The organism is Chryseobacterium vietnamense (genome assembly GCF_031454475.1).
Classification (GTDB): domain Bacteria; phylum Bacteroidota; class Bacteroidia; order Flavobacteriales; family Weeksellaceae; genus Chryseobacterium; species Chryseobacterium vietnamense.
The window spans coordinates 454125-477183 of the sequence record NZ_JAVDQX010000002.1; the positions used below are offsets into that span (position 1 = coordinate 454125).

The 23059-nt window shown below is 37.5% G+C and carries 17 protein-coding genes; 7 read left to right on the plus strand and 10 right to left on the minus strand.

Going from position 1 to position 23059, the window contains the following annotated elements; all coding sequences use genetic code 11:
• Positions 1-134: 134 nt before the first annotated feature.
• The 4 genes from J2786_RS11330 to J2786_RS11345 form a co-directional block, all read right to left on the minus strand.
• The gene (locus J2786_RS11330) at positions 135-1547 is read right to left on the minus strand and encodes an efflux transporter outer membrane subunit (RefSeq protein WP_047434982.1); all 1413 of its coding nucleotides are present in this window, start codon (positions 1545-1547) and stop codon (positions 135-137) included.
• Positions 1548-1717: 170 nt separating this feature from the next.
• Entirely contained in the window at positions 1718-4900 is a 3183-nt protein-coding gene (locus tag J2786_RS11335; RefSeq protein ID WP_047434980.1) for an efflux RND transporter permease subunit, read from the minus strand.
• A 40-nt stretch (positions 4901-4940) separates the two neighbouring features.
• Entirely contained in the window at positions 4941-6101 is a 1161-nt protein-coding gene (locus J2786_RS11340) for an efflux RND transporter periplasmic adaptor subunit (protein WP_047434978.1), read from the minus strand.
• A 363-nt stretch (positions 6102-6464) separates the two neighbouring features.
• Positions 6465-7061 (minus strand): TetR/AcrR family transcriptional regulator, encoded by a 597-nt coding sequence (locus tag J2786_RS11345; RefSeq protein WP_047434975.1) that lies wholly within the window; start codon positions 7059-7061, stop codon positions 6465-6467.
• A 319-nt stretch (positions 7062-7380) separates the two neighbouring features.
• Between J2786_RS11345 and J2786_RS11350 the strand changes: the two genes are divergently transcribed.
• Entirely contained in the window at positions 7381-7935 is a 555-nt protein-coding gene (locus J2786_RS11350; RefSeq protein WP_047434973.1) for a thioredoxin family protein, read from the plus strand.
• Between the two features lie 294 nt (positions 7936-8229).
• Here J2786_RS11350 and J2786_RS11355 read toward each other — a convergent pair whose 3' ends face one another.
• Positions 8230-9135 (minus strand): AraC family transcriptional regulator, encoded by a 906-nt coding sequence (locus J2786_RS11355; RefSeq protein WP_047434970.1) that lies wholly within the window; start codon positions 9133-9135, stop codon positions 8230-8232.
• Between the two features lie 123 nt (positions 9136-9258).
• On the opposite strand from J2786_RS11355, the gene J2786_RS11360 reads away from it, so the two are divergent.
• From J2786_RS11360 to J2786_RS11370, 3 genes are read left to right on the plus strand one after another with little or no spacing between them, the layout of a single operon-like run.
• Positions 9259-10488 carry an MFS transporter gene (locus J2786_RS11360; RefSeq protein ID WP_047434967.1) on the plus strand — a complete coding sequence of 410 codons (1230 nt, stop codon included), beginning with the start codon at positions 9259-9261 and terminating at the stop codon, positions 10486-10488.
• A gap of 2 nt (positions 10489-10490) precedes the next feature.
• A complete protein-coding gene (locus tag J2786_RS11365; RefSeq protein ID WP_047434964.1) occupies positions 10491-11972 on the plus strand; it encodes a trehalase family glycosidase in 1482 nt (493 codons plus the stop codon).
• A 22-nt stretch (positions 11973-11994) separates the two neighbouring features.
• Positions 11995-14436, plus strand: coding sequence for a TonB-dependent receptor (locus J2786_RS11370; protein WP_047435897.1), 2442 nt, complete (start codon positions 11995-11997; stop codon positions 14434-14436).
• Between the two features lie 476 nt (positions 14437-14912).
• Here J2786_RS11370 and J2786_RS11375 read toward each other — a convergent pair whose 3' ends face one another.
• Complete coding sequence (locus J2786_RS11375; protein ID WP_047435896.1) at positions 14913-15551, minus strand: MBL fold metallo-hydrolase; 639 nt, start codon at positions 15549-15551, stop codon at positions 14913-14915.
• A 70-nt stretch (positions 15552-15621) separates the two neighbouring features.
• On the opposite strand from J2786_RS11375, the gene J2786_RS11380 reads away from it, so the two are divergent.
• Both J2786_RS11380 and J2786_RS11385 read left to right on the plus strand, forming a co-directional pair.
• The gene (locus J2786_RS11380) at positions 15622-16842 is read left to right on the plus strand and encodes a type IX secretion system plug protein (RefSeq protein WP_310025232.1); all 1221 of its coding nucleotides are present in this window, start codon (positions 15622-15624) and stop codon (positions 16840-16842) included.
• A 352-nt stretch (positions 16843-17194) separates the two neighbouring features.
• Positions 17195-19147 carry a M4 family metallopeptidase gene (locus tag J2786_RS11385; protein ID WP_052187131.1) on the plus strand — a complete coding sequence of 651 codons (1953 nt, stop codon included), beginning with the start codon at positions 17195-17197 and terminating at the stop codon, positions 19145-19147.
• Between the two features lie 80 nt (positions 19148-19227).
• On the opposite strand, the gene hemH is transcribed toward J2786_RS11385, so the two are convergent.
• Genes hemH through J2786_RS11400 form a run of 3 tightly spaced genes read right to left on the minus strand, consistent with a single transcriptional unit; the run spans position 19228 to position 21688 of the window.
• Positions 19228-20256 carry a ferrochelatase gene (hemH, locus tag J2786_RS11390; protein ID WP_047434959.1) on the minus strand — a complete coding sequence of 343 codons (1029 nt, stop codon included), beginning with the start codon at positions 20254-20256 and terminating at the stop codon, positions 19228-19230.
• Positions 20257-20271: 15 nt separating this feature from the next.
• Positions 20272-20799 carry an NADPH-dependent FMN reductase gene (locus J2786_RS11395; RefSeq protein ID WP_047434957.1) on the minus strand — a complete coding sequence of 176 codons (528 nt, stop codon included), beginning with the start codon at positions 20797-20799 and terminating at the stop codon, positions 20272-20274.
• A gap of 10 nt (positions 20800-20809) precedes the next feature.
• Positions 20810-21688, minus strand: coding sequence for an iron-sulfur cluster biogenesis protein NfuA (locus J2786_RS11400; RefSeq protein ID WP_047434954.1), 879 nt, complete (start codon positions 21686-21688; stop codon positions 20810-20812).
• Positions 21689-21849: 161 nt separating this feature from the next.
• Here J2786_RS11400 and J2786_RS11405 point away from each other — a divergent pair, with 161 nt between their 5' ends.
• Positions 21850-22386 (plus strand): gamma carbonic anhydrase family protein, encoded by a 537-nt coding sequence (locus J2786_RS11405; RefSeq protein WP_034694954.1) that lies wholly within the window; start codon positions 21850-21852, stop codon positions 22384-22386.
• A gap of 174 nt (positions 22387-22560) precedes the next feature.
• Here the strand turns inward: J2786_RS11405 and J2786_RS11410 are convergent, their stop codons facing one another.
• A complete protein-coding gene (locus tag J2786_RS11410) occupies positions 22561-23013 on the minus strand; it encodes a hypothetical protein (protein ID WP_047434951.1) in 453 nt (150 codons plus the stop codon).
• Positions 23014-23059: the final 46 nt, after the last annotated feature.

A 23059-nucleotide genomic window follows, 5' to 3' on the forward strand; every position in this document is an offset into this window, starting at 1 on the left:
CTTTAAAAGATTCTTCATTCCACTTTGTTCCATTCAGAATGACAGTACGGATGATCATTAATTAAGGTATTTTTATATTAAAAAAATGCGGCTCTGAAAAGAACCGCACCTTAAAACAAATATAATTTAATTTACTACTTCCAACCGCCGCCTAAAGCTCTGTATAAATCTACAATGCTGCTTAATCTCTGTCTTTTAATGGAAGCCAGATTCAACTCTGCCTGTAGGGAATTTCCCTGTGCTGTAATCACTTCCAGGTAATTGGCTGAACCTCCTTTGTAAAGAAGTTGTGCACTTTTAATTCCGTCTTTCAATGTGGTAGATTGCTCTGTGGCTTTCTGTTCCTGAACTTTTAGATTTTCATTGGAAACCAAAGCATCAGAAATTTCACCTACAGCATTCAATACCGACTGGCGAAATGCGAGAACATTTTTCTCTCTTTGAATTTTAGCTACTTCCAGATCTGTTTTCAACTGTCTCTTCTGGAAAATAGGCTGGGTAATTCCCCCTAAAACCGATCCGAATAACGAAGCCGGAATCTGGAACCAGTTATCAAATTTGAATGAATTAACCCCTCCGTTAGCTGTAATCTTCAGTGCCGGATACATATTGGCCTGAGCAATTCCTACCATCGCATTGGATTCTAATAAAACCAATTCCTGCTGGCGTACGTCCGGTCTTCGGCTTACCATAGCTGCAGGAAGTCCTGCTGAGATATTCTGAGGTAATGAAGTATCAGACATTTCAATGGTTCTGTTTACTTTATTAGGCAGCTCACCAGTTAAAATACTCAATGCATTTTCCTGAATGGCGATATTCTGTTCGAGCTGGGCAATCAAAAGTTCAGTAGCCTGTTTCTGTGCTGCTGCCTGCTGTACTCCTAAAGAGGTGTTATCACCACTTTCCCACATTTTCTGTGTAATCAGCAGAGTATTGCTGCTCAGTTCCAGATTTGATTTTGCAATAGCCAATTGTCTGTCAAGCATTAATAGGTTATAGTATCCCTGCGCAATAGCTGCTACTACCTGAGTCTGAACTGCTTTTGAACCTTCATAGGTCTGAAGGTACTGCATTCTTGAAACTTCCTGCTGGTTTTTGATTTTTCCCCAGATGTCTGCTTCCCATGAAAGGTTGAAAGCTGCATTATAATCTTCAACATGGCTTGAACCTAAAAATAAATTTAAGCTTTGTCCGTTCATGCTGTTTTTGGAAGGTCTTGAAATCTGTCCGCTTACTCCGAAACCAACGTCCGGATATTGCATATATTTTGCCTGTTTCAGTTTTTCCTGTGAAGCAGCTACCTGTTTCAGGGCAATCTGAAGGTCATAATTATTTTTAATTCCTTTTTCAATCAATTCCTGCAAAATAGGATCGCTGAAAAACTGTTTCCACTCCAGATTGGCTATACTGGCGGTGTCTGCAGTTGCGGTGTACTGGAACTTTTCCGGAAGAGGAAGCTCAGGCTCCGTGTAGGCCAGTTTAGACACACACGAAACAGAGCCGATGGCCAGCACAAATGTTAGAATAATATTTTTTACTCGTTTCATAGTTTTTAAACTTTTAATTGAATCCAAAACTTAGAGAGGTTTCTGTAGAGGCAAAAATTGTCTTTAGTAGGAGAAAATAATCAGCTTTTTAAACCATTAAGAACAGGCAGGTAAATAGGTAAACCTATGATCTTAAAATTTTCTCTAAGTTTTTGTAATTCATTTTTTTATTAGTGACTAGCAGCTAAAAGCTCTTCCTCCATTTGTTTTCTCAGAAGTCTTTTCTTTTTTCTGCTTGGCATTTTTTCATGCAGATACTGGAATATGACATACATTACCGGAATGATAAAGATCCCGAATATTACTCCTGTAAGCATTCCCCCTACTGTACTGTAACCGATAGAGTGGTTTCCTTTTGAAGAAGCACCTTGCGTCCATACCAGCGGAAGCATACCCACGATGAAGGCAAAAGAGGTCATTAAGATCGGTCTTAAACGTAATCTTGATGCCTGAAGAGCAGATTCAATCAATGTTTTCCCTGCTTTTCTTCTCTGTACGGCAAACTCTACAATCAGGATGGCATTTTTTGCCAATAGCCCGACAAGCATGATCAATCCTACCTGAACATAAATATTGTTATCGATTCCGGCTAATCCTGTGAAGGCAAATACTCCGAAAATCCCTGTAGGAATGGTAAGGATAATCGCAAACGGAAGGATATAACTTTCATACTGAGCTGCCAGTAAGAAGTAAACAAAAAGAATACTTAAGAAGAAAATAAAAGCAGTCTGTCCGCTTGTTTTAATCTCTTCACGGGTAATCCCTGTCCATTCATATCCGTATCCTCTTGGCAGTGACTGCTGTGCCACTTCTTCTACCGCTTTGATGGCATCTCCGGTACTGTAACCGGGCTTCGGAGTTCCGTTAATGGTTACCGCGTTGAAAAGGTTATTTCTTGTTACCGTTTCAGGACCGAAAGATCTTTTTAATGTTACCAAAGTTTTTGCAGGCACCATTTCTCCGGATTTATTTTTTACATAAATTCCTTCCAGTGAATTGACATCCGTACGGTAAGGAATATCGGCCTGAGCCATTACTCTGTAATATTTTCCGAATCTGTTGAAATCTGATACAAAGCTACTTCCGAAATAAATCTGCATGGTCTGCATCAGTTCTGTTACAGAAACACCCAGCTGGTTGGCTTTATCCGTATCCACATCAATGGTATACTGAGGGTTTCCTGCGGCATAAGTTGTAAATGCAAATGCAATCTCAGGTCTTTTCATCAGTTCACCAATGAACTGCTGAGTAGTTGTTCCCAACTGTTCAAAAGAACCGTTCGTTTTATCCTGCAGCATGAACTCAAATCCGGAAACGTTACCGAAACCTTGTACAGTAGGGAAGTTGAAGAAGAATGCATTGGCATCTTTTACCTGGCTTACCTTACCTGTCAATGTTGCTGCAATCTGATCAGGATCTTTCATTTCACCACGCTTGTCATAATCTTTAAGTTTAATGAAACCTGCAGAATATGGAGAAGCGTTGGCATTACTGATGAAGTTCATCCCATCTGCTACCCAAAGGTGGTTGGTTGCTTTTTCACCATTGATGATTTTATCAATTTGTGCTGTCGCTCTGTGTGTTCTTTCCAGTGAACTTCCCGGAGGAGTATTCACGGCATATAATACGAATCCCTGGTCTTCTGTAGGAATAAATCCTGATGGTGCTTTTTTGATCAGAAAGACACTGGCTGCTGTAATAACAACAAGACCACCTATCGCAACCCATTTATTTTTAATTAAAAACTTAAGGCTGTAGATATATTTTCTCGTCATGCTGTTGAAGCTGGCATTGAAAGCATTGAAGAATCTTGCTCCAAAACCTTTTTTATGACCGTGTTCCCCTTGTTCTCCCTGAGGATCATTTAAGAACATTGCACATAATGCCGGACTCAATGTTAATGCATTCACTGCTGAGATTAAAATCGCAATCGCTAATGTGAAAGCAAATTGTCTGTAGAAAACCCCTGCAGGTCCCTGCATAAAACCAACCGGAATAAATACCGCACACATTACCAATGTAATGGAGATAATAGCTCCTGAAATTTCACTCATGGAATGCATCGTAGCATGTTCTACAGGCATTCCCGTCTGTTCCATTTTAGAATGGACGGCTTCCACTACCACAATGGCATCATCCACTACAATACCAATGGCGAGTACCAATGCAAACAAGGTAAGCATGTTGATACTGAAACCAAATAACTGCAGGAAGAAGAATGTCCCGATAATCGCAACTGGTACTGCAATAGCCGGAATTAAGGTAGATCTGAAATCCTGAAGGAAGATAAATACTACAATAAATACCAATACGAAGGCAATAACAAGCGTTTCCACAACCTGGTGGATAGAAGCATCAAGGAAATCTTTGGAATTATACATGATGATTGGCTTCACTCCCTTTGGAAGGGTAGTTTCCATTACTTTCACCTGCTTTTCAATTTCCGTAAGGATTTCGTTGGCATTGGAACCCGCAGTCTGTAAAATAGCGAATCCGGCAACCGGTTTTCCGTCTACTCTGTTGGTGGCAGTATAGGTATAAGAACCAAATTCTACTCTTGCTACATCTTTTAATCTTAAGAAAGATCCATCACTGTTTGCTTTGATGGCGATGTTTTCATAGTCTTCATCCTTATTCAGTTTTCCTTTATATTTAAGGATATATTCATAGGTTTCCTTACTTCCCTGTCCAAGACGGCCCGGGGCAGCTTCAAGGTTGTGATCTTTAATGGCTCCCAAAACTTCCTGAGGAGAGAGGTTATTAGCTGCCAGACGATCCGGTTTCAGCCAGATTCTCATGGAATAATCCCTTGTTCCGAATACCTGAGCCTGTGCTACCCCAGGAATACGCTGTATCTGTGGAATGACATTAATTTTCAGGTAATTCTGAAGGAATAATTCATCATACTGTTTTTCATCTTCACTGGTCAATCCCATGAACATGATCATACTGTTCTGAACTTTCTGGGTTGAAATCCCGGCCTGAACTACTTCCTGAGGCAGCTGGCTCATCGCTTTCGATACACGGTTCTGTACGTTTACTGCCGCATTGTCGGCATCAGCGCCTTGTTTGAAGAAAACACTAAGGGTCATGGTACCGTCATTACTGGAGTTGGAGGTCATATAAGTCATGTTCTCAACTCCGTTTACCGCTTCCTCAATAGGAGTAGCAACTGAACGTGCTACCACCTCAGCATTGGCTCCGGGATAGAATGCCGTAACCTGAACGCTTGGTGGAGCGATATCCGGGAAGAGGGCAATCGGTAAATTAAAGAGAGACAAAGCTCCCAATAATAAGAGTATTATGGAGATGACCGTTGAAAGGACCGGTCTTTCTATAAATTGTTTTAACATAAGAAGTTTATTTTTTTAAGTCTTCTGTATTCGGAAAGGACTATAATGGTTTTGCTTTTAACAAGCTGTCCGAAGAAATATTTTTCGGCTTGATGGAGGCACCATCTTTCAGGTTTCCAATTCCTGTGAATACAATTTTTTCTCCAGGCGCAAGCCCTTCAGAAATAAAATAATAGCTATCCGTTTTTCCTGATATTTTGATAGGTCTTCCGGTTACCTTCTGATCTTTACCCATTACATAGACATAGGTTTTATCCTGAATTTCGAAGGTAGATTCCTGTGGAATAACCACTGCATTCGAAATAAGCTGTGGCATACGCACTCTTCCTGTGTTTCCGGTTCTTAAAGTTCCGTTGGCATTAGGGAAAACGGCACGTACACTGATTGCTCCGGTAGTTTTATCAAACTGTCCGTCTACAATGCTCAGTCTTCCTTTTTCAGGGTAAGTACTGTTGTCAGCAATCACAAGATCTACCATGGGCATATTTTTCAGTTTTTCTTCTAAGCTTGCTCCCGGATATTTATTCTGGAAAGCGATGAAATCAAGTTCACTTAAAGAGAAATAGGCATAGATTTCACTGATATCAGATAATAATGTCAATGGATTCACATCTGTTCTTGAGATCAGGCTTCCTTTTTTATAAGGAATTCTTCCGATATAACCGCTAACAGGAGCTGTAATGGTGGTAAATCCTACGTTGATTCTGGCGCTGCCTACAGAGGCTTTGGCTTGTGAAGCTGCAGCAACGGCAGCTTCATAATTAGCTTTTGCTGTTTTAAGCTGTACATCAGAAACTACTTTGGCAGCAACCAGTGGCTGAAGTCTGTCAACTTCTACTCGTGCTTTTTGAATATTGGCATTGGCAACCTGAAGATTAGCCTGAGCCATATTCATCTGCTCGCCATAGCTTCTTGAATCTATTTTAAATAACGGTTGTCCCGCTCTTACATAAGCACCTTCTTCTACATAGATTCTATCCAGATATCCATCTACCTGAGATCGGATTTCGACGTTGTTTTTCCCTTCCAAAGCAGTTGGGAATTCCTGATATGTAGTAGCGGGCGAAGTAATAACGGTATAAACCGGAAGTTCTGGAGCTGGAGGTGCGGCATTGGTTCCTTCTGCGGCTTTTGTGCAGCTCTGTAAAAGAATTATACTTGCAATAAGTACAATAAACCTTGTTTTTCCAGGTAATTTCATTGTTGGTTTAATTTTTTTAATGAAGTGTTAGAGGTAAGTAATGTGTTTTGATAAATGCTGTATTTTTTCCTAACAGTGTTAATAATTAGTTCAAAAAAAATTACAGAATTTTTAATGTCCAATAAAGTCGATTGTTTCCATAATTGAAATTGTTTTAATGTATTTAAGTGTATAATGATGGTGTGAGGTGTGTTAATTTTACTAACAGTGTTAATTAATAAGCAAAAAATCACTAATTTTAACAACTTAAAATGATGAATGGCTTCATAAACGTTTGAGTTTTTAATCAGGAGTAACAGGAATTATCTATATTAATTCAGTGTTAATTTTCCTAACGGTGTTAATTTTTAATTCAAAAAAAATCTATAAAGACTTAATAAAAGCCGAAACAGTTTCGTCTAAAGTCGTTTTATTCATTGTTGAAGGGATATCAGCTGTACGCATCATCATAATAGAGATCATTCCGTGTACGGCAGAAAACAGAGCATGAGACATATGACAGGCATTGTCCGGATTGGATCCGTTTTTCTTGATAATCTCATAAGTACATTCATAGATAAGCTCCTGGAATGATGAGAATTCCTTTTTCATCTGTCCTTTTCCACAGCATTGCATTCCAAGACCAAACATCAGCTGGTAATATTCCTTGTTTTTAAAAGCAAAGTTCCAGTACGCATCCACAATGGCAACAAGCTGCTCTTCCGGAGTATTGTGTTTCTGCTGAGCTTTTAATAATTCTATATGTAACTTGTGAAAGCCATCTAAAGAAATTTCAAATAGAATAGCTTCTTTATTTTCAAAATAATCATACACCACCGGGGCACTATACTCAATAGCGTCTGCTATCTTTCGCATAGAAAGTGATGCCCAGCCTTCAGTTTTAGCCAACGTAAAAGCAGCCTGCAAAATATTTGCGCGGATAGATTCTTTTTCTCGTTGACGGCGTTCATGTAGACCCATGATATTTATTTACTAACAGCGTTAGCAAAACTACAAACTTTTTAATATAACTTCCAAGGGATATTATGAGTTTTATAGATTTACCGACTTTTTAAAAATAATATACCAAAGCCGGGAAGCTGGAAGAATGGGGGCTGGAAGTTATTTCTGAGGTAAATAAATTGAATAATAGAATTTGACTATAACTATTTTTGAGACCTGAAAGTCTTCCTTCCTGCAGCTTCCAGCTTCCTTACCCTGCAAAAATAAAATCTCTGTTTAAGAACTCAGTTCAATTAATAAAAGAAATAATTATCTTTGCCACTAAAGAAATAAGGATATGAATACTCCCTCAAATATGCTGGCATTAGGAACAAAAGCTCCGTTTTTTGAACTTCCTAACCCGTCAAAAACGAATGAACTTCAGTCTTTGGATGAACTGAAAGGAGAAAAAGGTACATTGGTGATCTTTATGTGTAACCACTGTCCGTTTGTTCTTCATGTGATTGATAAGATCAATGAACTGTACGAAGATTATAACGAGCGTGGAATTGAATTCATTGCTATCAATGCTAATGATATTGAAAAATATCCGGCAGATTCTCCTGAAAAAATGATCGAATTCCAGATTGAAAGAAGATTTGATTTCCCTTATCTGTTTGATGAAAGCCAGGCTGTAGCTAAAGCTTACGAAGCTGCTTGTACACCGGATTTTTATTTCTTTGATGATAAGCTTGATCTTGTATACAGAGGTCAGATGGATGATTCAAGACCTGGAAATAATAAAGATGTAACCGGAGAAGATCTGATTATTGCTTTTGAAAATCTTTTGGCTGGGGAAGCTCAGGAAGAAATTCAAAGACCAAGCATGGGATGCAATATTAAATGGAAATAATTACTGGTTGCTGGTTTATTTAGTTACTGGTTTTACTCAATAATACAAAGCTGCTCTTTTGGGGTGGCTTTTTTGTTTCTTGCCGGGTTCTTTTCTCTCGCAGATTTTGCAGATGACGCAGATTTTTAATACATAGTAAATTTCTTCCTACGCTTTGTCACTCCGTAGGAGTCTCAACACAGTTTGTATTCCTTTATTATAAACTTCTGAAATGTAAGCCTGGATTCCTACGAAATGGACAAGTATAACGCTTAGTATAACCATACGAATTGTCCTCAGGAATTTATACTACTATTAAAAACTTGCTTTAACCTTAGTCTCCTTTTCAACCTTCAGATCCACATTCACTTTATTATGAGAGTAATTTCTGATAAACTCAGAAGGAGTCTTTCCTGTATATTTTTTAAACATTCTGTTAAAGTAGGTCACATTATTAAATCCACATTGATAACTGCATTCTGAAATAGATCTGTCCTGCGCCATCAGCAGGCATGCTTTATTAATTCTATAGCGGTTCACAAACTCTGTAAACGTAATCTGGGTGGCTTTTTTAAAGAAATTGCAGAAAGCAGGTAAAGTGAGGTTGGCAAGTTTTGCCACGTCTTCAATATCAATTTCCTTGTCGTAATGATGTTCTACATAAGTGAAGATGTTTTCAAGGCGGGTTTTATTTTTTGAAATAATGGTGTAGGGCATGATTTCTTTATTCAACAGATCATAATCTTCACATTTTGAAAGTTCAAAAAGAATTTCAAGCAATAATAAATATCTTTTGTAGCCTTCAGATTCCAGCATCAGTTTCAGTTTGGGAAGCATTACTTTTTTAACTTTATGATGAAAATGAATTCCATATTTTGAAAGTTCCAACAGGTTTTTGATGGATCTTACTTCTACTTCCTGCTGAGGAAACTGTAGAACTTCTTCCTTGAACTGGAGGACAATTTCTTCATGCGGATCAATAGAATTCAGGCCAAATCCGGAATGAGGAATATTCGATCCGATGAGTACCAGATCTCCGTTCGTATAATTACTTTTATGATAGCCCACGTGACGGGTACCACTCCCGGAAATCACACATACCAGCTCAATTTCGGGATGATAATGATACTCCCATTTGAACTCTGAAATAGGGGAATTATTATGAATCGTGCGGAATGAGCTCTTTTCATTAGGGATAACCCTTTCAAAAGTAACTTTCATTTAATTAATCATATTTAATTACTAAAAATAGTAAATATATTAATATAGTTCAAATATTCATTTACTGTGTTAAATTATCGTTAACACAAATGCTTCTATCTTAGCCGACAAGAAATAACCTGAATGAGAAATCTTAACATCAAGGCCGTTTTATTTTTAAACTATTTTGTCTTTGCCATTCTTCTGAATTCTGTAGGAACAGTCATTCTACAGGTACAGCAGAACTTTGGAATTTCAAAATCATCGGCCAGTGTTTTGGAAGGCTTCAAAGATCTTCCCATTGCTATATGTTCTTTCATTCTGGCTTCATTTCTTCCGAAGATAGGAATCAAAAAATCAATGCTGACCGCCTTGCTTTTGGTAAGCTGCATGTGTTTTGTAATGCCTTTTACCAATGATTTTTGGGTATTCAAATTATTATTTGCAACGGTAGGAGTGTCCTTTGCATTAATCAAAATATCGGTTTTTACCTCTATCGGGCTGGTAACGGAAACAGATAAGGAACATTCCAGCTTTATGGGATTTCTGGAAGGTTTTTTTATGATCGGAGTATTGGCAGGAAATGTTTTGTTCAGCTTATATATTGATGATCATAATCCGAAATCTACAGAATGGCTGAATGTATATTGGGTGCTGGGAGCTCTTTCAACGCTGTCTTTTTTATTCTTATTCTTTTCAAAACTGAACGAACAGGAAGCTAAAAGTGAGAAAACAGACCTCTTGGGTGATTTAAAAAACAGTGTAAGTTTATTCAGCTATAAAAAAGTATTGTGCTTTTTATTATGTGCTTTTCTTTTTGTATTGGTAGAGCAAAGCTTTCAGACGTGGACGCCTACTTTTTATAAAGAAATTTTAAAAGTGCCTACTTCTATGAGTATCCAGGCAGGTGCCGTTTTAGCAGGAGCTTTTGCATTGGGCAGATTTTTGTCGGGATTCTTCTCCAAAAAATTCAGCTGGATCTATGTGGTTTCTTTCTGTGTAGTTGGTTTTGCTATCAGTTTACTGTTGGTTTTACCATTGACCCATAACATTCATATTGATACGAATACAAACTGGATGAATGCTCCTTTGGTTGTTTATTTATTTCCTTTGATGGGAGGTTTGCTGGCACCCATTTATCCGAGCATTAATTCTGTAATTCTTGCATCTATCCCGAAATATCTGCACAGTGCGATGTCAGGACTGATTGTTGTGTTCTCAGCAATCGGAGGAACTATCGGTTCTATCATTACCGGTTTTGTGTTTCAGGAGTTCAGCGGTCAGCAGGCATTTTACCTTTCCCTGATTCCGCTTTCATTACTGATCACCTCGGCGGTTTTCATGAATAAATTAAAAATTAATCCTAAAAAATAACAATGAGTAATCAGCTTTATATAAACGAAATTCAAAGTCTGTTTGATGATGTACAGAGATCTGAAATTTTTGAAGATCAGAAAATGATGACGGATGCAGTTCCTCTGTTTCCCATAGCAAAGATCAATGAGGACTATGAACAATCAAAAAATGCAGAAGGTTTTGATCTGAAAGATTTTGTGATGACTCATTTTGACTTTTTAGGGGCAAGAGTTTCTGTGCAGAGAGAAGACCAGCTTCCCATTCGTGAACATATCGAAAAGTTGTGGGATGAGCTTACCCGTACAGCGTATGAAGAAAAGGGTACTCTTTTAAAATTACCTAAACCTTACATTGTTCCCGGAGGCCGTTTTAATGAGTTTTTCTATTGGGACAGTTATTTTATCATGCTTGGACTGCAAGTGTCCGGCAGAGTGGAAATGATGAAAAACATTATTGAAAACTGTTCTTACCTGATCCAAAATGTAGGATTTGTTCCGAATGCCAGCAGAACGCATTTCCTGAGCAGATCGCAGCCTCCTTACTTTTCATTAATGCTTGATCTCCTTTTTGAAACAACGCATGATGAAACAATTTATACACAATACCATGAAACATTGAACAAAGAATATGCTTTCTGGATGAATGGTGAAGAAGAGCTTGAAAACAATTCCAGGGTAAAAAGAGTGGTGAGAACAGCAGCCGGAGATATTCTGAACCGTTATTACGATGCAGAAAATGCACCACGTCCCGAAAGTTATCTGATCGATATTGAAGATCATGAAACAGCTTCAGGAGAAGAATTTTACAGAAATATAAGAAGCGCCTGTGAATCAGGCTGGGATTTTTCCAGCAGATGGTTTGCGGACGGAGAACATATACAGACGATAGAAACTCTGAATCTTGCACAGGTTGATCTGAACTGCCTTTTATGGCATTTGGAGATGACTTTGGCAAAATCTTCAGCACTTCAGGATCTGAGTGAAAAAGAAAATTATTTTTCAGAAAGAGCAGCAAGCCGAAGACAGATGATCAATAAATATTTCTGGGATGGAAATACTAACAATTATAAAGATTATCACACAAAAAAAAACACAAAAACACCGTCTGAACATATTGCTGCTCTTTACCCTTTATTCCTGGGTATTGCAGATCAGAAACAGGCTGAGGCTGTTGCCAACACTGTTGCTGAAAAGTTCCTTTATCGTGGCGGGCTTGTTACCACCACTAAAAACTCAGGGCAGCAGTGGGATCTTCCCAATGCGTGGGCTCCTTATCAATGGCTTGGCTTTAAAGCAATGAAAAATTACGGCTTTGATGAGCTGGCAGAAAAAATTAAAAACAACTGGTGTTCCAATGTAGAAAGAGTCTACAAAAATACCGGGAAACTGATGGAAAAATACAATGCATTAGACACAGAAACAATAGCAGGCGGCGGGGAATACCCCAATCAGGACGGATTCGGTTGGACGAATGGAGTGTATTTACAATTACAACAAAACTGAAACTAACTATAAAAATAAGGCTATGAAAAAAAAATCAATCTTTTTAATCGCCGCAACAGCTACATTATATTTTAATAATGCTTATGCCCAGGAAACGCCGCAGGATTCTGCAAAAGTTTCCTCTATCGATCAGATTGTCATCACAGGAAACTCAAATCCAAAGAAAAAAATAGAATCCAGTACAGCGATTTCCACATTTAGTGCCAAAGAAATCCAGAAGCAGAATCCGATCAGTGCTGCTGCTTTATTACAGAGAGTTCCGGGATTTGCCGTGGAAACTTCAGGAGGAGAAGTAGGAAACAACCTTTTTGCAAGAGGGATTCCTTCTGCAGGAGCGTACGAATTTGTACAGGTTCAGGAAGACGGTCTTCCGGTTTTTGAAGACGGAGCGCTTCAGTTTGCCAATGCAGATAACTTTTTCCGTGTAGACAATTCGGTCAGCCGTATGGAAGCCTTGAGAGGAGGTTCCGGATCTATTTATGCAACGAATTCTCCAGGAGGTCTGATCAACTTTATTACCAGGGAAGGAACTAATGATTTCAGAGGTACAGCAAAACTTGAAACAAGTACTTATGGATTAATGCGTACCGATGTAAACGTGGGAGGAGCTTTAGTTCAGGATAAATTATTTTTTAATGTCGGTGGTTTTTACAGAACAGATGACGGAATCAGAAAAACAGGTTTCAAAGCCAATAACGGCGGACAGATAAGAATGAACCTGAAATATGTTTTCGATAAAGGGTATGTAAAAGTATATTACAAAAAACTGGATGACAGAAATACATTCTTCCTTCCGATTCCTTTGGTACAAAACGGTAACAAGCTGAAAGGATTCCAGGGGTTTGATCCTAATTATGGAACCTACAGCTACAGAGCCATCAGCCAGCTGAATATTCCACAGGCAGGAGGCGGATTTTTCAACAGAAATCTTGAAGATGGAATCCATCCGAAAGTAGATGTATTGGGTGCTGAATTTAAATATGATCTTGGAAATAATTTCACGGTTTTAAACAAAACCAGATATACCGATATCAATATGAATTATACTGGGATTTTCCCGGCAGGAGGCCCAAAACTAGCTTCTAAATATGCCACTGATGCTGTGAAAGACGGTGGACTTGGAATGAGTAACTATCAGTATTCTCTGGTAAGCAACGGAGCTGTTGTCAACCCTGAGTATGTACAAAAATTAGGATTCTGGGCAATCGACAAGCAGATGAATAACTTCGTGAATGACTTACAATTCAATTATAAATTCGATAAAGGAAATGTTACCGCAGGATTTTACAAATCCAACTGGAAATCTCAGCAATATTGGAACTGGAGTAATGTTCTGGCAACTGCTACGGACAGACCTGAGCTTTTAAATCTGGTAAACCCTTCTATGAGTCCGTCTGATAATGGGTATTCTAAAACCTACAACGGAGTAATGGATATGACATTCTTACAAAGAAGAACTCAGACTCAGGGAAGTTTGAATGACCTTTATGTAAACCTTGATTACAACATTACCGATGCTTTAAGTGTAAATGGAGGTCTTCGTTACAGCCACGATTATTACAAAGGAAATTTTGCCAATACAACAAGTTCGAATTTAAATAATTCAGGGTTAACAACTGATGGAACTCACAGCTTCAACACAACAACCGCTGATGATAATATGAGTGTATTGGGAAACAAATATACCTATTGGAATTATAATATTGATAAAGTATCCTTCACTGCGGCGGCTAATTATAAAATCAACAGAGAGAATGCAGTGTATGCACGTTTTTCTAACGGTTTCAGATCACCGAATGAGGAAGCTTATTACAACTATTTCTCCAATCCAAACCCTGATAAACCTTTAAAATCAGTAACAACAAACCAATTGGAGGTTGGATATAAATATTACTCGCGTACTTTTGATGTAGCAGTGATTCCGTTCTATTCCACATTAAAAAACCTGTCATTTACAGATATCTTCTCAGATGGAAAGTCTGAAAATACATTTGCCAATACAGAAAATTATGGAGTTGAATTAGAAGGTTATGCCCGATTATTCAATAATATCTTGGAAGTTACCTTTAATGGAACCATTCAAAGCCCAAAATATAAGAATCTTGAAGCAGGAAGTGTTCTTGAAGGAAATGTAGTAAGAAGAATGCCGAAGTTTTATTTTAATCTTTCACCGGCAGTCAATATTACCAAATCATGGAGAGCCTATGTAAGTATGAATTATTATGGAAAACGTTTCCAGGATGAAAAGAACGTACAGACGTTGCCTTCTTTCACAGAATTTGGGGCGGGAATGTCTTATCAGCTAGGGAAAATACGCTTTGCAGTGGATGGAACCAATATCTTTAATACCATCGGAATCACAGAAGGTGATCCAAGAGCAGGTTCTCCAAATGGAGACGGAATCATCATGGCAAGACCTATTATGGGAGCCGCTGCCAGAGCATCCATCACACTGGATTTCTAAATTCTATTTCTTTATAACAGCAAAACCGTTAGAATTTCTGACGGTTTTGTATTTTTTTATTATTTCCGATAAAAAGTCTAAATACATTGGAAATATCAATATTTATATCATGGATTAACAGGTCGCTCCTCCGGAGCTCTAACGTTAAAACATATACGTTCTATGAACAGCTAGCTCCCATTAGAGCTAAATTTGATCCCATCGGGATCAACTGTTAGTAGAAAAATGAGATCACCGTAAAATAAAGCTCCGTAGGAGCGACCTGTTAATTATGTTTAAATTTTATTTATATAATTAAGCATTTGAGAGTATTAAGATAAGCTGCGCTTTAAGCTTAAAAATCAGAATGATTCATCTTAACTATTCTTATTACTTAAATCCTTCTTAATGGTTAGCGATATGAGTATTTTTAAATAAACTTAATGATTTCATCTCGAAGGAATCTGCATTATCTGTGTGAGGTTTAAATAGATTGTTTACTTCAAAAACGGATTATACTGTTTCTCAAAACCAATCGATGTAGGATTTCCATGTCCTGAGAAAACCTGGGTGTCATTATCTAAAATAAAAAGTTTCGATTTAATTCCTTCAATCAGCTGGTCGTAATTTCCTTTATACAGATCTGTTCTTCCGATACTTCCTTCAAAAAGAACATCGCCTGAAATCATGAATTTTTGGGTGTCATTATGATAGACTACACTTCCCGGAGAATGTCCCGGAACATGATAGATTTTGAACTTTTCTCCATCCAGATCCAGTTCATCACCTTCCTTCACATATTCTATATTCACTTTTACAGGGTTGATCTGCATTCCGAATCTCATACCGCTTGCCTGAAGCATATCCAGTACTTCCTGATCGTCCTTGTGCATATTTACAGGGACATTGAATTTATCAAAAGCCCACTGGAGTCCCAATACATGATCAATATGGGCGTGGGTTAAAAGAATTTTCTGAATCTTCAGCTCCTTTTCTGTAATAAAATTATCAATGGCCTGAGTTTCCTGAGCATTCATATTTCCCGGATCGATTAACCAGGCATTTTTATTTTCGTTATAGATGATATAAGTATTTTCACTCGCAAAGTTGAATACGAATCCTTGAATCTGAAGCATAACTGAATATTTTTTATTCAAAAATACGATATTATTAAGAAAATGGCTATTTTTCGTTATCTTCGTCATAATGAAAACTTTGCGAATACTCTTACTTTCTTTGGGCGGACTGGTTTTTGGACAAAATATCCAAAGTGTTCAGCTGTTCAATCCTCAGACTAATGATGAAACCCCTGTAATTAAGATAGGTGAACAATTGTTTTTAGGTTTTGATGATCTTACAAACGGCAGTCAGATCTACAGATATACCTTCAAGCATTATGACAGAAACTGGAATGAAGATAATCTGTTTTTTACAGAATTTGCTACCGGAAGTATGAATGCTTTGCTGGACCAGTTTCAGTATTCATTCAATACATTGCAGGCTTATACGCATTATAAACTGGTTTTTCCGAATGATAAAATTCAATTAAAAGTTTCAGGGAATTATGAGCTGATTGTCTACAAAGATTCGGCAGACCAGCCACTTTTCAAAAAAAGATTCTATCTGGTAGAAGATGTAACCGCTGTGGGTTTAAATATTTCGAGATTTGCGGATGCAAAAAATCCCAATGTTAATCAGAGGGTAGAAGTGAATGTTTCTCCGAAAGGGGGTGATATTTCTTCCAATGTCAATTCTATCACCATGAATGTGATGCAGAATAACAACCCGAATATGGTGATTTCCAATCTTAAGCCTAGTAGTGTTTTAGGAAATCAGGTGTTATTCCAGCAGATGAATCTTGTTTTTCCGGGAGACAATGAGTTTTATTATTTCGATAATAAAAATATGAACATGGCAGCGGATATGGTGCGTGCTACTGAAATAAAAGATGATGTCAACCAGACTTACCTTCATCCGGTATGGGCGTTTCCTTTAAATTATCAGTATCAGCCGGATGTGAATGGAGCATGGTATTACAGAAGAAACGACTTGGGAAGAGAGAGAGATGCGGAAAGAGAAGCTGACTATTCATGGGTTCATTTCTATCTGGACTCTGATCCTGTGGATAAAGAAATTTATGTGCTCGGAGGATTTAATAATTATAAGCCAGGCAAGGAAAATCAGATGCAGTATGACGCATCCACCAAGCAGTATGTAGCGAAAATATTCCTTAAACAAGGGTTTTATAACTATGTGTTGGCTACAAAAGAAGGAAATGGCGCTCTGAATTTTGGAGAAGTGAATGGTAATTTCTGGCAGACAGAAAACCTTTATCAGGCCTTTCTTTATTATGCGCCATTTGGAAGAAATTATGATGGTTTAATGGGATATGGAGAATTCAGAACACCCATTGCCAATAAACGGTAAGTAATTATAATTTAAAATATACATAAAAAATAGGACTGTCTCTTAATATAGTCCTATTTTTTGTCTATATTGAAAAGAATTAATCTCTCAAATCTTATATTATGACTAATTTTTTCATAATATAATGCACTACATAGTGAAAAAAATAATTCACAAAATTTTGATTTTAATTAAATTTTTTAATATAAAATTCACATTACGAAAAAATTATGTTTAAATAATTTTCTTTTTTTTAAAATCATTATTGTGTTTTATTTATTGATTTATAATATCAATTGAATTTTATTCATTGTTTTTATTGTTTTATTGTGAAAAGTTTATAAATTCGTCACCACAATCAACCAATATTAATATGAAAACGAAATTTATCTTAGTGGCAAGTGTTGCCGCCTGCTCCTTTGTGTTTGGACAAAACACTCCATCGAAATTAGTTCCGGGTAAAAGCGGACTGCATGCTGAATTTATGAGATTTGAAAAAAATGCTCCCGCCTATCAGGGAAGCCCTGTTTTATTTGATGAAGCTTCTCAGAGACTTTCTCCGGGACAGGCCCGTAAACTAGGCTTAGAAAAAGATGCATTGGGTTTTGAAACTCAAAGATTTCAACAGACCGTAAATGATATTCCTGTAGAATACGGAATGATGGCGGTACAAACGAAAGACGGTAAAATTGTAGGACAATCCGGAAAATGGGTTGTTAAAGTTCCAAAAGGACTTGACAAAAATGCCAGCCTTGCTGAAAATGCAGCTTTACAGAGTGCTTTGTCATTTGTAGGAGCAGAATCCTATAAATGGAAAAATAAAGAAGAGGAAGATTTTCTTAAAAAAGAAACCGGTGATCCCAATGCAAGCTATGCTCCCAAAGGTGAACTGGTTTATTATTCAAATCCTGATGATGACAAGCTGAATGATTTAAGGCTCGCTTATAAATTTGATATCTATGCAGAAAAACCATTAAGCAGACAATATGTTTTTGTAGATGCTAAAAATGGGAAAGTACTTGGAGTAGATGCCATTATTCATGAAGTAAACACACCGGGATCAGCCGTTACAGGATATAGCGGAACCCGCAACATCACCACAGATTCTTATAACGGAAGCTATCGTTTAAGAGAAACCGGAAGAAATGCGGGAACTTCAGTAGAAACCTATAATCTGAAAAAGGGAACCAGCTATGCTTCTGCGGTAGACTTTACAGATACAGACAATAACTGGAATAATGTTAATACCAATAAAGATCAGTATGCTACCGATGCTCATTGGGGAGCAGAAATGACAGTGGATTATTTCTACACAAAATACGGACGTAAGAGTATTGATAATAATAATTTCGCCATAAAATCTTATGTTCACTATTCTACCAACTATTTTAATGCGTTTTGGGATGGCTCCAGAATGACTTATGGTGACGGAAGCTCTACTACCAACGGTGGAAAACCTTTGACAGCAATAGATGTATGTGGGCATGAAATTACACACGGGCTCACTTCTAAAACGGCTAATCTTGCTTATCAGAGAGAATCCGGAGCATTGAATGAAGGTTTCTCAGATATCTTCGGAAATACCATTGAGCGTTGGGCAAGACCTACACAGGCAAGCTGGACACTGGGAGAAGATTTCAATTATGTAATCAGAAATATGGCCAATCCTAATGCGTACAGCCAGCCGGATACTTATATGGGAACCTATTGGAAAACTACTACAACTTCGGGTTGTGTTACTCCAAGCCAGTCCAATGACTATTGCGGAGTGCATACCAATTCAGGAGTACTTAATTTCTGGTATTATTTATTAGTAACAGGAGGGTCAGGTACGAACGATAAAGGTTTTGCTTATAATGTTTCCGGAATCGGACTCGATAAGGCTGGGGCCATTGCCTACAGAACATTGACAACTTATCTGACGTCTTCTTCTACCTATGCGAATGCAAGAACCTATTCTCTTCAGGCAGCCGCAGATCTGTATGGATCAGGCAGCAATGAAGTAACACAGGTTACCAATGCCTGGAATGCTGTAGGTGTAGGAGGTGGAACTTCTCCTTCAGGAAAAGTGGCAGCAGCACAAACAGCCCTGTATACCATAAGCCCGAATCCTGCAACCGACAGATTTACCATCAACTTTGAAGGAAAATCAGGAAAAGGAATTGTAGAATTGGTAAGCCTTACAGGTAAAAAAGAAATTTCTGAGAAAGTAGAAATTACAGATGGAGTAAATAAGCTTAACATCCAGCTTCCTTCCAATATTCTTCCGGGAGTATATATTGTATTGGTAAACGGAGAGAAAGCAGGAAACCTGATTAAAAAATAGCACCAAATTTTTTTATATATGTCAACAAAATGGCCGCAAGTTAATTCCTGCGGCCTTTTGTATATTGTAAGTAAAGAAGATTATACCAAATAGAAATCATTCAGTTTTTCTTCACAAAGCGTTTTTACAACTTCAATCCATCGGTCTTCATCATTCAGACATGGGATATAGTGGAAATTTTCACCGCCGCCATGCATGAACTGCTCTTTTCCTTCTACAGAAATTTCTTCCAGGGTCTCAAGACAGTCAGAAACGAAAGCCGGACATACAATAGCCAGGTTTTTGATCCCTTTTTTACCAATTGTTTCCAATGTTTCATCGGTATAGGGTTCAATCCATTTGTCTTTTCCTAATCTTGACTGGAAAGAAACAATAGTCTTCTCTTTAGGTAAGTTTAATTTGTCAATGACAAGCTGTGTCGTTTTATAACATTGATGACGGTAGCAGAACTGATGGCTTGGATTATCATCCCTGGAACAGCAGTCATTAAGATTACAGGTCTTCGTAGGATCTGTCTTATAAATATGTCTTTCCGGAACTCCATGATAAGAAAACTGTAATGCATCGAAATTTTCGGGAAGCTTTTCCTTAATGCTTTCCGCAAGACAGTTAATATAAATATCTCTGTTATAGAAAGGCTGAATATAATTAATTTTTATACCTGGAAACTTCTTTTTTCTTACCTCTTCGGCTTTTTCAATGACCGTTTCCGTTGTACTCATCGCATATTGAGGATACAGAGGAAAAAGAACGATTTCAGTGATTCCCTGATCTACCAGTTTCTGAATACCGGTTTCAATGCTCGGTTGTGCATATCTCATTCCGATTTCCACAGGAACATCTACTACTTTCTGAAGCTTTTTCTGAATCTGTTCAGTGATGACAATCAGAGGAGAACCTTTATCCGTCCAAACCGTTTTATACGCTTCAGCAGATTTTGCTGGTCTTGTTTTCAGGATTATTCCCTGTACAAGAAGGGCACGAAAGATCCAACGGTAATCAATCACTCTTTCGTCCATCAGAAATTCATCAAGATATTCCTTTACATCGTTTACAGAAGTAGATCTCGGTGATCCGAGGTTGACTAGTAAAATTCCTTTCTTATTCAATATTCTAAATTTTAATTATGAAACAGAAGTTCTAAAATCTGTTACTAATTTTGATACTTTAGCAAAGGTATTACTTTCCAGTAAGCCATTGCTTCCAAATTTGCCTTTTATCCCTTTTATTAATGCCTGATGTTTATCATCTGCTATGGCTCCGAGAGTTTTTAAAATCAACAACAACTCTTCATGCCCCTTTTCTCCACTGGCAGATGCGGTGATCACAGCAACAGGTTTTTCAGAAAATACTGTTGTGGAAACACACCACTCCAATAGATTTTTTAATCTTCCGGGAATGCTGAAAATATATTCCGGTGTAGAAAATATAACACCTGCGGAGTTTTTAATATCCTCTCTGATCTTCAGAACTTCTTCCGGAACATGATCATCAGTTAATGCAGTATCAAAATGCGGAAGAACAGATAGATCAGCATACAGCTGAAAATCTGTGTTGTCTGTCTTTTCCAGCACCTGTTCCATCAGTTTCTGATTGCTGGAATTTGCCGAAGCACTTCCAATAATCACCAAAATTTTCTTTCCGGGAGGCATTTCAATTGTTTTATCCGTTTACAGCTTCCACTCTTTCTACAAGGTCCGGAACGAATTGCTTTAAAATATTTTCAATTCCGTTTTTCAAAGTAGCAGTAGAACTTGGGCATCCGGAGCATGCACCCTGTAGAAGCATTTTTGCTGTTTTACTTTCCTGATCATATTCCATCAGAGAAATTTTTCCACCATCATTTTCTACAGCAGGAGCTACATATTCATTTAAAATATCAGAAATTTTCTGCTCATCTTCAGTATAATCTCTGTTGATAATTTTTTCCACAGGATTTTCATGTTTCTGAGGTTCTATTTTCGAAATTTCACCTCCGTTCTGAAGATATTCAGCGATAAGTGCACGAACAGTCATCATCACCTGGTGCCATTCTACAGAATTATCTCTTGTAACGGCTACAAAGTTGTCCGAAATGAAAACTTCCGTTGCAAAATCAAACTCTTTAAAAATAGCCAATGCTAAAGGAACTTCTTCAGCAGCTTCTTTCGATTTTACTTCTACAAAACCATCCATCAGTAATTTGCTGGAAACAAACTTCATTACATTCGGATTCGGAGTCATTTCAGCATAAATCTGATACATTTCTTTTTTCTTCTGAAGATAAATTCTCGGGTTGGCCAGTAATTCATCCTCAATCACATTTTTCAGACTTTCAGCAACATGTTCCCATTCTATGGTATCCTGTTTTGCCACAGCTACAAAATTAGCGGTAATGAAAACTCTTTCCACAAAAGGATAATTGAAAAGTTCCTGTGCCAAAGGAATTTCTGAAATATCTGAATTTCTGTCCAGTTCTAAAGAACCCGGGATGAGATTGTAATCTGCTACAAATTTCATCACTTTTGGGTTTTCAGTTGGTTCTATAAGTACGGTACGCATTTTTTCGTTAAATTTGAGATACAAAAATACGCATTAGAAGTTAGAAGCTGAAAATTGAGAGTTAGATTTTTGCTATCACTGTAATTTAGAAGTTAGATATCAGAAAAGATAGGGTATTTTAATTTTCAATTGGGCACATTTTCACATTTCAAATTAATATTATGGCACTAATAAAACAGCTTTTAGGAAAAGCACCACAGATCGGAGAGAATACTTTTTTAGCAGAAACGGCAACCATTATTGGCGATGTTACAATGGGAAAAGACTGCAGTGTCTGGTATAATGCAGTGATCAGAGGTGATGTTCACTATATCAAAATGGGTGACAAGGTGAATGTTCAGGATAATGCAATGCTGCACTGTACTTATCAGAAATATCCTTTGAATATCGGTAACAATGTTTCTATCGGACATAACGCGATTGTTCATGGATGTACCATTAAAGATAATGTATTGATCGGGATGGGAGCTATTGTGATGGATGACTGTCTTGTAGAAGAAAACTCTATTGTAGGAGCTGGTTCTGTAGTGACTCAGGGAACCCATATCAAATCCGGAGAAGTCTGGGGAGGAGTTCCGGCAAGAAAAATCAAAGATATCAATGCTCAGTTACTGGAAGGAGAGGTGAACAGAATTGCAGATAACTACGTGAAATATTCATCATGGTACAAGGAGAATGTGAAGGATCATCAATTTTAGGTTGTTTGGCGAATAGCGAATCGTCAATTCGCTGCGTTTGTCAATTATTTTTGGCAGTAAAATGCACTATTCACTTGCGAAGCACAATTCACCATTGATCTATTTAAAATAAATATAAAAGCTCTGTTTGAGGACAGAGCTTTTTCGATTTGATATAGAACCTTTGCGTTATTGTTAATTATTATCTGGTGTAATAAGTCTGATCTTACCATTGACACATTTGAGTGATGTGGGAGGCGTGATCATCATACAGTCAGATGTAATATTATACTTTTCATTAAAAGCTTTCACTTTATCCGTATACTCATTCACTCTTTGTAAGAAAGTTTCTTCTATTTTCTTAGGATAGGCGATGTATTGCTGAGGTCCGCCACAGGCTTTTGATCCCATAGGAGCAAATGCCCATTCACTGGCATCCGTACATTTTTCTCCTGATACTTCAGATTCAATAGAAGCTTTTAATCTATCCAGCTGTGCCTGCTCATATTTCTGACTGTCTTCGTCAGCAGGTCTGTCTGCGATATCAATAGGAAGATTGGTATTGGCATTCTTTGAGGTATTACATGAAACTAAAGTTAATGTAGTACACAATACTATTGCCGGGATATGAAAGAATATTTTTTTCACAATAAACGTTTTCTTTTTTATAATTTTTCAAAACTTATGCCAAGGT